The following is a 12486-nucleotide window of genomic DNA, read 5'->3' on the forward strand; positions in this document are numbered from 1 at the left end:
TTTCAAATAATGTCTGTTTGTGTCTGCTTATGCCTGCTTATGCCTGTTAACCATTACGAAAACTTCCCGGTTGCCTCGGTTTTACTTCCTGCCCGCCTCAGACCTGCAGTCGAAGTCATCTACGCCTTTGCCCGCAGTGCCGACGATATTGCCGACGAGGGTGATGCCAGCCCAGAGCAAAGACTCAGGGAATTGACTGAATACGAACAAGAACTCGATAACATAGAGAAAAATAGTAGCAGCGAATCACAACTATTCAAGGCACTGGCCAAAGTGATCTGTGAATATGGCCTGCCTTTGCAATGCTTTCGGGATTTATTGTCGGCATTCAAACAAGATGTGATCACCGTCAGGTATGCTGACTTCCCTGCCCTGCTTAATTATTGTGAGCGTTCTGCCAATCCGGTAGGCAAACTCATGTTGCATTTGTATGGCGCAGCCGGCCCAGACAATTTGCGCGACTCAGATGCTATCTGCAGCGCATTGCAATTGATCAACTTCTGGCAAGATGTCGCCATAGACTGGCAAAAGCAAAGGATTTATTTACCTTTAGATGACCTGAGTCGTTTTGGCATCAGCGAGCAGCAAATTGCCAGCGGTATGCAAAATGAGGACTGGCGCAATATGATGCGCTTCCAGGTGGCGCGTGCCAGAAACATGATGCTCAGCGGCAGCGGTCTGGCCAAGCGCCTGCCTGGCAGGCTGGGATGGGAATTACGCCTGGTGGTACAAGGCGGCTTACGCATATTGGAAAAAATCGAAGCAGGCAATTTTGATGTGTTTCAGCATCGCCCAAAATTGAACGCGCTGGATTGGCTGAAACTGGCCTGGCGTGCTACACGTATGTAAGCAAGCCCTGAAGTGCGCCATGATATGGCTGTGTATCGATAAGGAGCAAACGATTGCGAAGATCGACCTGTATCAAAAATAACGATCTCCCCGCAATCATTCCTGCAATTCTCCGATAGCAATAGGAGATATGCAGGATTGAACTTAAAATTCATCTATTGATCAGACTAAAAATCATACTAAACAGATATGGGCTTGGCAATTTAGTTAATTTGCTGCCCAGCTCGCCTAGAATCCGGAGTCAGCCTTGCTAACTTGTATCTATCGTTGTGCTTTCCTACTATGTTTATTGTCGCTGAATGCTTGCACAGTTATCGCCATCGCAGACGCAGCTGTTTCCACCACAGTTAAGGTTGGCAGCGCGGTCGTTGGGACTGCCGTGGATGTCACGCGCGCTGGCGTGAGAACAGTCACGGGTAGCTCGAGTGACAACAAGAATGCCGGCGGCAATCAAAACAAATGAGTAGCAAATAAGAAAACAAGCTCAGCATTTTTTGTACGATAGACCATACCATATCATGCCCAGCCCATTGCAAATCGCCAAGCACAGGGAAATACAAACCGCTGCCAAGACGGTTCTGGCACGCCTGACCAGCATGATCACCGCAGAAGATAGCGAGCAAAGCATCGCCGACAAGGCATATGCCATGCTCTGCGAGTCTGGCTATGCCGACACTTGGTATCACCAATGCCCTGCGCTGGTCTTGCTGGGCTCACGCAGTTGCGTCTCGATTTCTGGCAGTGACTATCAACCCTGCAAGGAAGCAGTTGGCAACGCCAATCTGATCACGGTGGATTTAAGCCCCAGTCAGCAAGATTACTGGGGAGACTGCGCCCGCTCGTTTGCGGTAGAAAATGGCAGAGTAACGTCAACTCCCCAGCTACTGGAGTTTCGCAACGGTCTTTGCTTCCAGCAGCATTTACATGCACAAATGCTGGAAACCGTGACGCCAAAAACCACTTTTGGTCAGTTATTTGATTGGGCCAATTTGCGCATACGGCAAAATGGTTTCGTTAATCTGGATTACCGCAATAATGTAGGACACAGCATAGTCACGGACCGCGATGACAGGCAATATATTCATGCGGACAACAAGCTGGAATTGGGCGAGATTGGACTTTTCAGTTTTGAACCCTTCATACGCCTCAAGGGTGGTAAATGGGGTTTCAAGCATGAGGGAATTTTTTATTTCAATGAACAAGGTCGACTCGAAGAACTATAGCTAGCTCGTTGACGTCGCATTGCCATTTGATGGCTGTATAAAACAAAAAGCTGGGCAGATATCAATCTGCCCAGCTTTTTTCATCAACTCACAAACCAACACTGATTAAGTTTTGGCACAATCTACTACGATGTTGGCAGAAGCAGCCAGATTAGCGGCATTAACCACACCGGTACCTGCAGTTACTTTGCAAGTCTGACCTGTAGGCTGGGTATCTACGGTAACATTAAAGGGCTTGCCACTCAACCAACTCCAGTTGAACAGATAGTTGCCTGGTGCAGTAACAGAGTATTTATCAGCAAAACCATCGACTGTATTGACCATGGTCAAAACTGTGCCTGCCGTCAAGCCGTTGACAGTAAACTTGACTGGCACAGCAGGCACGCAAGTGACTACAGATGTCAATGCCGCTGGCAAATTGGTATTACTGGCTGTGCCCGTGCCATTAGCAACGGTACAGTATTGTGAAGGTGGCGGAACCCCAACGGTAATTGCATACGTTGTGCCACTAACCACGTAGTTGGCAAATGTAAAGCTGCCATTGGCAGTTGCTGTCGCATTGTATAAGGCATTATTAACCAGGGTCATGCTTGCGCCATCGGTCATGCCGACAACTGTACCGCCTAAAGGAACATTAGGAATACAAGTGACCGCAATGTTTCTGACTGAAGCTTCACCACTCATCCGGCCAGAACCATTGACAACAGTGCAATTAACAGAATTTGGCTGAGATGCGACAGTAATCGTGTAGTTACCATTGCTGGCCACATTGAAGCTGAAGCTGCCATCAGCAGACAGGGTCTGCGTGTAGTTTCCTTCATTGCGCAAAACGATGGTATCACTAGCCCCTAAGCCAGTCACCGTGCCACCCACCGTGGTATATACAAAGCCGCCACATCCGGCGAGGACTATGCCTACACCAGCCAACAATGCTGCAAATTTCGATTTATTCAAGATATTTGTCCGGATTGATAATTTTTCAAAAGCCGTGCTATTTAAATACAATATTAAATTAAGCACAAAGTAAAGCGCCGCCTATTATACGTTCACTCCTGAGCAAGAAGACAGTTCTTCGTTTCGATTACAATATGTTACGACAAAATAAAAATCCTGCTATCGCTCGCCTGGCACAGCTGCCAGCAGCACATCAGACAATACAATCTGACAAAAAATCCCTGTCAGCAATAAGCTCAAGCATGACAAAGTATATGGTTTCATCACAATAATTTCATATTTTCCATGTAAACTACGAGGTAATTCCTAATAGTACATTGCATTAAAGGCAAAATCTGTATGGAATTTGTGGGCTTTGCCACAGTTTGTTAACATAGCTACTTTTTTGGCTACCCCTGCCGCCACTTACTACAAAACCAAGCATGTCCCCAGACGAATATTGCCAGCAAAAAGCTGCACAAAGTGGCTCAAGTTTTTACTATAGTTTCTTATTCCTGCCCCAAGCCAGAAGGCGGGCGATTACCGCCCTGTATGCATTTTGCCGGGAAGTCGATGATGTTGTTGATGAAAGCACGGACGATATGGTGGCCCGCAGCAAGTTGGGCTGGTGGCGCAAGGAAATCCAGGCCATGCTGGCAAATCAGCCTACCCATCCGGTGACCAAGGCTTTGTTGCCGCATATGGCGGAATATCAGCTTGATGGTGCGCATTTGCTGGCAATTATCGATGGCATGGAAATGGATTTGAACCAGACTCGCTACCTCGATTTCAATGCCCTGCAAAAATACTGCTGGCATGTGGCGGGCGTCGTCGGTATTTTATCGGCCAGTATTTTTGGCATAACCAACCCGCAAACCCGTCAATTTGCCGAAAAACTGGGCCTGGCTTTCCAGATGACGAATATCATCCGCGATGTGGGTGAAGATGCGCGTAAAGGCAGAATTTACCTGCCCGTTAATGAATTACAGCAATTCAATGTCACTGCAGCCGATATTCTGAATGCCCGTCATAGCACGCAATTTGAAACCCTGATGCAGTTCCAGTATGAGCGAGCGCAAAAGCTGTATGAAGAAGCCTTTGCCCTGCTGCCGCCGGAAGATCGCAAGGCGCAAAGAACTGGCCTCATCATGGCGGCGATCTACCGTGCTCTGCTGGTGGAAATCCAGCGCGATGGTTTCCATGTACTCAATCAACGTATCTCACTGACACCGATACGCAAACTCTGGCTGGCCTGGAAAACTTACGTCCGTGGCTAAAAAAGATGCGCTGAAAAACAAGTCCTTCGCCGTCATCGGCGCTGGCTGGGCTGGTTGCGCGGCTGCCTGTGAACTGGCACAGCAAGGGGCAACTGTGAGCTTGTTGGATTCCAGCCGCCACCTTGGTGGACGTGCGCGTGGCGTCACAGTACATGGGCTTGAACTGGATAACGGCCAGCATATCTTGCTGGGCGCCTATACCCAGAGCTTGCGCCTCATGCGTTTGCTTGGTGTGGATACACAAGCAGCTTTGCTGAACTTGCCACTGCAAATGGTCTACCCGGCGCTGGAAGATGGTATGTCGTTCATCGCGCCACGCTTCCCTGCTCCGCTACACTTATTACTGGCGCTGATTAAATCCAGTGGTCTGAGCTTTGCCGACAAAATGGCGCTGGCCAGATTTTCTTCGACAGCACGCTGGATGGACTGGCGTCTGAATGAAGATTGCAGTGTCATGGAATTGCTGGAGCGCTTTGATCAGACACCCCGCTTATGTCGTCTGATGTGGATACCACTCTGCATTGCCGCACTGAATACCCCGCCTGAACGAGCATCCGCCCAGGTATTTTTAAATGTACTGCGCGACAGCCTGGGCGCCAAGCGTGCGGCATCCGACATGCTGATACCCCGCCTGGACCTGAGTAGCATTCTCCCAGAAAAAGCGGCTGACTACGTACGTGCTCATGGCGGGCAAGTTTTAACAGCACATACAGCAACAGGCCTTGTGCAAAATGAAGATGGCAAATGGCAAGTACAACTGAAACAAGCTGAAGCACAATTGCCGCACTATGATGCGGTCGTACTTGCCTGCGATTTTGCCAATGCTGACAGACTACTGTCCACATTGCCGGCCAAAGATTCGGCAACACCCTTGCCGGCCATGAGTTACGAACCCATTACGACTTGCTACCTGCAATATGCGCAGAGTGTGCGATTGCCCCGCCCCATGCTGGCCCTGCTTGACGATGCCGGGCAAAAAAAATGGGGACAATATGTATTTGACCGTGGTCAATTACAGGCGGCACAGGCTGGTTTACTGGCGGTGGTGGTCAGCGTTTCACAAGCTGCCACAGACATTGACAGGCATGAACTGGCGTTGGATATTGCCGCGCAACTGGCACGGAGCCTGGGTATGCCAGAACTGGCGCAACCCATCTGGCATCAATGCATCTCGGAAAAACGCGCCACCTTCAGTTGCACACCTGGTTTGAACCGGCCAGATAATCATACTGCTTACGCTGGCCTGTATCTGGCAGGCGATTATACCAAGGGCGATTACCCTGCCACCCTGGAAGGTGCAGTGCGCAGTGGCATCGCAGCCAGCCAGGCCATCACCAAAGACGTGAAGGCAGCAGCAAAAATCTAATCCGGGATTTCACTATCCACATCACGGATTCTGGATAAGGCTTCTTCTATCCTGTCTACGCCTATGATGGTCAGGCCCTCGATTTTTTGTTTAGGCGCATTCGATTTGGGGATCATGGCGATGGAAAACCCCAGCTTGGCCGCTTCGCGCAAGCGTTCCTGGCCACGTGGTGCTGGTCGTATTTCACCCGCCAACCCGACCTCGCCAAATACCACCAGACCGCGTGGCAGGGGTTTATTACGCATGGAAGAGTTAATCGCCAGCAGCACCGCCAGATCGGCTGCTGGCTCGGCAATCTTGACGCCGCCCACCGCATTGATAAACACATCCTGATCGAAAGCTGCCACACCAGCATGCCTGTGCAACACTGCCAGCAACATCGCCAGGCGGTTTTGCTCCAGACCTACTGACAAACGACGAGCATTCGGCGCATGCGAACTATCAACCAGCGCCTGTATTTCTACCAGCAAGGGCCGTGTGCCCTCTTGTGTAACCATGACGCAAGAACCTGCCACCTGAGTATCATGCTGCGACAGGAACAAGGCCGAAGGATTGGAGACGCCCTTCAAGCCTTTTTCCGTCATGGCAAACACACCCAGCTCATTGACTGCGCCAAAACGGTTTTTGATGGCTCTCACCAAACGGAAGCTGGAATGGGTATCGCCTTCAAAATACAAAACCGTATCAACGATATGCTCAAGCACACGCGGCCCGGCCAGGGCGCCTTCTTTGGTGACATGGCCGACCAGGATCATGGTGATGTCCATGGTCTTCGCAACCCGTGTCAACTGGGCAGCACATTCGCGCACCTGGGCAACAGAACCTGGCGCCGAACTCAGGGCATCTGAATACATGGTCTGTATGGAGTCAATGACTACCACCTGGGGCTTGTGCTCGGCCAGGGTATTGAGGATTTTCTCCAGTTGTATCTCGGCTTGCAGTTGCAAGTCCTTGGCGTCCAGCGACAAACGCTTGGCGCGCAGGGCAATTTGCGCGCCCGACTCTTCACCACTAACATACAAAACCTTTTTTTTCTGAGCCAGGTTCGCCAGCGCCTGTAACAGCAAAGTCGATTTACCTATGCCAGGATCACCACCGATCAGCACGACCCCACCCGCTACCAGCCCGCCACCAAGGACGCGATCAAATTCGTCAATATCAGTGCCAAAACGTGGCACATCCAGTGCCTCGATGTCGGCCAGATTCAAAACCGGCGCAGATTGCGCCAAGCCCTGGGGTTTTACACTAAAACGGTTACCCACAGATTCGACGATGGTTTCAACCAGGGTATTCCATTGCCCGCAGGCTGGACACTGGCCTGCCCATTTATTGACAATACCACCACATTCGGTGCAGGTAAAATTGGTTTTTGCTTTTGCCATCTTCGGACCAGGGAAATTTACGGGATTTATAACATCTGCCAGCAATTGCGTGCAGAGCAGAAAAACACTGATATTTTAACCAGTATTCAGTAATTAGCTTGCCTAATTTCACTAATTCCGCACAATTTTCATGGTATAAAGCTGCCAGAGACATTTTGTAGCAGGTAGACATAAAGCATGAATAAAGCATGAAGAGCGGTTTTTACACGATCATGGCGGCGCAGTTTTTTTCTTCGCTGGCCGACAATGCCCTACTGATAGCCGCAATGGCATTGCTGACTTCCATAGGTTCGCCCCATTGGATGCCACCATTATTAAAATTATTTTTTGTTTTGTCCTATGTCTTGCTGGCACCTTTTGTCGGTGCCTTCGCTGACTCCCTGCCCAAGGGCAAGGTCATGCTCATTACCAATATGATCAAAGTCGGTGGCTGTGCCCTGATGTTTTTTCATGTCCATCCCCTGGTCGCCTACGCTGTCGTTGGCTTCGGTGCAGCAGCATACTCACCGGCAAAATATGGGATCCTGACCGAATTGCTGCCACCAGAAAAGCTGGTCGCCGCCAATGGATGGATAGAAGGCCTGACAGTTTCGTCCATCATTTTTGGTACGGTACTCGGTGGCGCTCTGGTCAATTCCAAAGTATCGTCAGTATTGCTCAATTTTGATTTTCCGCTGATAGACTTTAATATCACCACCGCTTCCGAAGCTGCACTATGCGTGGTCACTGCATGCTATGCGACTGCGGCCTTATTCAATATGCGCATCCCGGATACAGGTGCACGCTACAAGCATCAACAGCGTAATCCTGCCAAGCTGGTGACTGAATTTGCTGAATGTGTAACCACACTGTGGAAAGACAGGCTGGGGCAAATTACCCTGGGCGTCACCACTCTGCTATGGGGTACTGCAGCTACCCTGCAATTCATCGTCCTGGAGTGGGCAAAACAGTCCCTGCATATGAAACTGGACGAGGCCGCCATTCTACAAGGCGTAGTTGCTGTTGGCGTTGCTCTTGGAGCGGTGGCTGCCGCCCGTTTCGTGCCTTTGAAAAAATCGCTGAACGTCATGCCTTTGGGTGTGGCAATGGGCCTGGTGGTCATCACCATGATTTTTGTGCACACAGTCTGGATCGCCTACCCTCTCCTGATCCTGGTTGGTGCCCTGGCCGGCTTCTTTGTCGTCCCCATGAATGCCTTGTTGCAGCACCGCGGTCACGTCCTGATGAGTGCCGGACACTCTATTGCTGTGCAAAATTTCAATGAAAATTTGTCAGTCCTGACTATGCTGGCCATCTATACCTTACTAAATTCCATGAACATGGACATCATGGTCATCATCGTGCTGTTCGGTCTGTTTGTGTCCAGCACTATCTATGCTGTCATACGCAAGCATATGGCCAATCAGCGCGAGTATGATTCACTGGCTCTGATAGGCGAACACAAGCATTGAGAAATACAGTGTGCCCTGACCAGGCACACTTATTCAAAAGAAGCGTTTCAGTATTTACTTGAGAGGCTTTTGTTTGACAGCATCGGCCTGTTCAAACCAGTTATCCGGCACAACCATGCCGCGCCTGTATTCCTGCATGACTCCCTGATTTTCCTGCATCAATGCCAGCATCAATGGCGTATGCGAACTGGAAAAATAGGCTTGCATGCTGGGCAAAATGGTCGCTTTATCCTGGGTCATGCCTGTAGCAACCTGGACTGGTGCCAGCCAGTCCAGCCTGTCCAATAGCAGGGCTTGACCGAAATCCAGTGCCTGCACTTCTGAATGCGTCCAAATGGCTCCACGGTAATGTTCTTTACTCAGGCCAACCATATGCGCATGTTCTGACCAACAGACATCCACTATCTGCTCATCGCGATAAAACAACCAGCCCAGTACTAATGCTTGCGCGCTTTGCACTGTTTGCGGCAACACTCGCTGCGCCAGAGGATGCTGCGACAATTGCAATTGCTGGACGATGATCTTGTGTAGTTTGGCACCCAGGCTATCTGCCAGATTGGGGCCAAGGTAGTCATACAAATCCGGCTGTACATTTGCGCCAGGATGATACAAATAGAATTTGGTTGCCAGCTCCACATGCTGCAAACCCGAACTGGTTTCCAGCAAAAAATCAAACTCGCCTATCGTGCCCGCACCTTTGTCATGCACTTGCAAACCATGCGCAGACAACAAGCCATGCACAGTCAAATAGAATTCATAGAGTCGCTCGGCATACAAGCCCAGGCGACGCGAGGGATGTCGCAGCAATAAATCCAGCAAGGGGGCGGGATGCCTGTCGAGCTCACCCAGCCAGCCCGGCAAAGCCTGTGCGTCTGTGAAGGTGGCAATAGTCAGTGCACCGTTCCAGGCAGTATCATGCCTGTCCAGCAAACCTGGTGCAGTCAGCATCCAGGCAAGCGCACGCACATGGGGATTATGTAAATGCTGCCATTGTTGATGAAAGGTGGCTTGTGCGCTGTACATGCAATTCAGCTTGCTGACAGGGCTTTGATGGCCAGGCACAGATCTGCCCATGCCTTGGCTTTGTCTGCCGGTTTGCGCAAGAGGTAGGCCGGATGATAAGTCGCCACTACCGGTATGCCCTTTAATTGGTGTACCCGGCCACGCAATTGTCCGACTGGCGTCTCCAGGTCCATGCCCAACAACGATACCGCAGCAGTTTTGCCCAAGGCCACGATGATTTGCGGTTGTATCAAGGCAATTTGCCTGTGCAGATAAGGCAGGCAAGCCGCAATTTCATCCGCAGTTGGCGGCCTGTCCTTGCCTTGCGCATCAGTCGGGCGGCATTTGACGATATTGGCGATATAGCTTTGCTCACCACGCGGCACACCAAGTGCCTTGAGCATATTGTCAAGCAACTGCCCGGCAGCACCAACAAAGGGCAAGCCTTGCAAATTCTCGTTATAGCCCGGCCCCTCGCCTACAAATAACCATTTAGCCTGTTTATCACCCGTGCCAAATACGGCTTTTTTCCTGCCCTGGCATAAACCGCATTGCCTGCAAGTTTCGACCATGGGCTGCAATGCGTCCCATGACAGCATGGAGACAGAGGATTCGTGGCTGACGGAAGGTATTTCCTCCACTGGCAAGTCTGTGGGTATTGCTTGCGCAATCCAGTCATCTGCTTCGAGACTGCTTTCAAATGCAGGCGCTTCGAACTGGGCTTCTGGCTGGGCTTCTGGCTGGTCTTTAGGTGCGATCACTTCAGGTTCCGACCAGGCTGCAGCCACTTCTGCTGCTGCATTTACTACGACTGGCTGCGGAGTATGATCAAAGGCTGGCGCAACTGCGGTTTCTGGAGTTTCTGAAGTTTCCATTACGACCGCAGGCATGTCTGGCTCAGCATCGCGCAATAGCCACATGGGCCCCAGGCCCAGCTCGTGCAAGGCTCTTTGTCTGTTATAGATATCAAACGCCTGCATTAACTCATCCTCCGCATCACAATTGCATCTTCACGCTGCTGATCATGCGCAGGGTAATAGCCCTTGCGCACGCCTATGGACGCAAATCCTGCGCCTTCATACACACTGATTGCACGCACATTGCTGCGCCTGACTTCCAGCAAAATAGAAGCATAGGCATGCTCGTTCGCATAAGCGAATAATTTGCCCATCAATAATTTTGCATAACCCTGCCCCTGATAAGGCAGGTCTACCGCAAAATTCAGCAAATGTAATTCATCCAGTATGGGCATGACGACAAAGTAGGCGAACAAATCCTGCTCAGTGTTCCTGAAACCAACAGCCTCATAGCCACTGGATAAGGAATCGGTAAAATTCCCGCGCGACCAGGGGTGGGTATATACCCGCTCTTCTATGTTAAGCATACTGTCAATATCGGCAAAACCGAGCTTGCCATAAGGCGGCATAGTCAAATTCGCATCCATCAGCAAATCCATCACGACAACACTTTGCCAGCCTGGAGCTTGACTTGCTCACGCTCAGCCGTGGTCAGGGCAATTTTATTACGCAAGTATAGTGGCTGTGCCTGGTCAGCTGGCAAACCCAATCCCGCATTGAAACCACCACGTCCGAGCACACCCACCTGTTTTGCATGTGGCATGCAAAGCAAGCTGGCATATCGCACAGACTCAGGCAAAGTCAGGCCATTGCCCAACACCAGTTGCGGATTTTCCAGGCTAATGGCAGCCAGGGCAGCCTCCAGGCTTGTCAGCGCTGGGGCAGTTATTTCTTGCCAGCCAGCGTCGCTCAAACGATATTGCGCCCAATACACTTCATTCATGCGCGCATCGAGTATGCACACAAACTCACTGACCGTGACTTGCTCTCGTGCGGCCTCCGCCATGGCCAGCAAACTGACTACCGGCACTACCGGCAGGTCTGCTCCATACGCCAGGCCCTGCACGATGCCACAAGCCGTGCGTATGCCAGTAAAGGCACCCGGGCCACAGCCAAAGGCAATCGCATCGCAATCCTGCAAGCGTACGCCAGCCTCCAGCAGCAAAGCTTGTATGGCGGGCAAAATGCCTTGTGAATGGGTTTGTACACCGCTCAGTTCGCGGATAAACATGTCACTGTCAGTCAACAAGGCTGCAGTGGCAAGTTCTGTCGAGGTTTCAATTGCTAAAATTCTGGTCATACGCGTATTTTACCGTGTTCCGTCGATTTCAAGACTGGCACTTTGCCATAGCTCACACCAGGAAGCATCACTTCGTTTAAAATTGCATGATGAACTCGACTATGAATACCGAAGACATTTCCTCAATCAAGACAAACCTGGCAAATAAGGACTGGCTCATCGCCTGCCTGTGCGCAGCCTGGTGCGATACCTGCAATTTTTACAGGGCTTCCTTTGACGATCTGGCCAACAAGCATCCAGACAAATGCTTTGCCTGGATAGACATAGAAGACCAGGCCCATCTGGTCGATGCAGTGGATATAGTCAATTTCCCCACCATCCTGATCCAGCATCGCGACCAGGTAATTTTCCTGGGCACAGTATTGCCTGACGCAGCCCAGTTGCAGCGCATGATCCTGGCGATGACTGCAGAAGCGCCGAACCAGCAAGCCAAACGCAGCGCACTGAACCAGGACGCACCTGTAGACTGGAATATCAGGGAATTGATACTCGCCAACTAAACAGCCAATAAGAAATCTGCAGCAAACATGCTGCAGATCACACAAGCAACTCATTCATGGCGCAAAAAAGACAAAAGGGACTAGATTTTCATCTAGTCCCTTGAATCTGGTGCGGCTGGCAGGAATCGAACCCACGACCCCTTGGTTCGTAGCCAAGTACTCTATCCAGCTGAGCTACAGCCGCGAAAAACAAGATTATAGCTGGACTGAGGAAAAATGGAAAGCCCCAAGCTCAGATTATTTTTAACTTAAGCAAAAGACACATACAGACACTTCCAACACAACGCAATCCCCTGACATTCAACTCCAGCATCAAAAGCAGAAGATAAAAAGACAAAAGGGACTA

Annotated in this window: 11 protein-coding genes, 1 tRNA gene and 1 pseudogene; 6 read left to right on the forward strand and 7 right to left on the reverse strand. The window is 50.6% G+C overall.

The features are described from left to right. The first annotated feature begins 39 nt into the window (after window positions 1–39). Both hpnC and ACO0LF_RS13345 read left to right on the forward strand, forming a co-directional pair. A complete protein-coding gene (hpnC, locus tag ACO0LF_RS13340) occupies window positions 40–849 on the forward strand; it encodes a squalene synthase HpnC (RefSeq protein ID WP_423014616.1) in 810 nt (269 codons plus the stop codon). Between the two features lie 518 nt (window positions 850–1367). Continuing rightward, complete coding sequence (locus tag ACO0LF_RS13345; RefSeq protein ID WP_423014618.1) at window positions 1368–2072, forward strand: M24 family metallopeptidase; 705 nt, start codon at window positions 1368–1370, stop codon at window positions 2070–2072. 105 nt (window positions 2073–2177) lie between these two features. Here ACO0LF_RS13345 and ACO0LF_RS13350 read toward each other — a convergent pair whose 3' ends face one another. Further along, window positions 2178–3026 carry a hypothetical protein gene (locus tag ACO0LF_RS13350; protein ID WP_423014620.1) on the reverse strand — a complete coding sequence of 283 codons (849 nt, stop codon included), beginning with the start codon at window positions 3024–3026 and terminating at the stop codon, window positions 2178–2180. Between the two features lie 422 nt (window positions 3027–3448). Here ACO0LF_RS13350 and hpnD point away from each other — a divergent pair, with 422 nt between their 5' ends. Continuing rightward, entirely contained in the window at window positions 3449–4282 is an 834-nt protein-coding gene (hpnD, locus tag ACO0LF_RS13355) for a presqualene diphosphate synthase HpnD (RefSeq protein ID WP_423008520.1), read from the forward strand. Beyond that, window positions 4275–5603, forward strand: a pseudogene (gene hpnE, locus ACO0LF_RS13360) (hydroxysqualene dehydroxylase HpnE); the annotation flags it as partial. The gene hpnD and the pseudogene hpnE, both read left to right, overlap by 8 nt. Window positions 5604–5644: 41 nt before the next feature. Here hpnE and radA read toward each other — a convergent pair. Next, window positions 5645–7030 carry a DNA repair protein RadA gene (gene radA, locus ACO0LF_RS13365; RefSeq protein WP_423014622.1) on the reverse strand — a complete coding sequence of 462 codons (1386 nt, stop codon included), beginning with the start codon at window positions 7028–7030 and terminating at the stop codon, window positions 5645–5647. A gap of 188 nt (window positions 7031–7218) precedes the next feature. Between radA and lplT the strand changes: the two genes are divergently transcribed. Then, on the forward strand, window positions 7219–8481 hold the full coding sequence (gene lplT, locus ACO0LF_RS13370; protein ID WP_423014624.1) for a lysophospholipid transporter LplT: 1263 nt from the start codon (window positions 7219–7221) through the stop codon (window positions 8479–8481). A gap of 54 nt (window positions 8482–8535) precedes the next feature. Here the strand turns inward: lplT and ACO0LF_RS13375 are convergent, their stop codons facing one another. From ACO0LF_RS13375 to tsaB, 4 genes are read right to left on the reverse strand one after another with little or no spacing between them, the layout of a single operon-like run. Continuing rightward, a complete protein-coding gene (locus ACO0LF_RS13375; RefSeq protein WP_423014626.1) occupies window positions 8536–9504 on the reverse strand; it encodes a DUF1853 family protein in 969 nt (322 codons plus the stop codon). Between the two features lie 5 nt (window positions 9505–9509). Then, on the reverse strand, window positions 9510–10463 hold the full coding sequence (locus ACO0LF_RS13380) for a uracil-DNA glycosylase (RefSeq protein WP_423014628.1): 954 nt from the start codon (window positions 10461–10463) through the stop codon (window positions 9510–9512). Continuing rightward, a complete protein-coding gene (rimI, locus tag ACO0LF_RS13385) occupies window positions 10463–10927 on the reverse strand; it encodes a ribosomal protein S18-alanine N-acetyltransferase (RefSeq protein ID WP_423014630.1) in 465 nt (154 codons plus the stop codon). Before rimI ends, ACO0LF_RS13380 begins: the two co-directional genes overlap by 1 nt. 11 nt (window positions 10928–10938) lie before the next feature. After that, window positions 10939–11640: a tRNA (adenosine(37)-N6)-threonylcarbamoyltransferase complex dimerization subunit type 1 TsaB gene (gene tsaB, locus ACO0LF_RS13390; protein WP_423014632.1), complete on the reverse strand. Its 702-nt coding sequence runs from the start codon at window positions 11638–11640 to the stop codon at window positions 10939–10941. Between the two features lie 101 nt (window positions 11641–11741). Between tsaB and ACO0LF_RS13395 the strand changes: the two genes are divergently transcribed. Continuing rightward, complete coding sequence (locus tag ACO0LF_RS13395; protein WP_423014634.1) at window positions 11742–12140, forward strand: thioredoxin family protein; 399 nt, start codon at window positions 11742–11744, stop codon at window positions 12138–12140. Window positions 12141–12247: 107 nt separating this feature from the next. Here ACO0LF_RS13395 and ACO0LF_RS13400 read toward each other — a convergent pair. Further along, window positions 12248–12324, reverse strand: a tRNA-Arg gene (locus ACO0LF_RS13400). Window positions 12325–12486: the final 162 nt, after the last annotated feature.

This window comes from Undibacterium sp. Di27W (genome assembly GCF_049340345.1).
Lineage (GTDB): Bacteria > Pseudomonadota > Gammaproteobacteria > Burkholderiales > Burkholderiaceae_D > Undibacterium.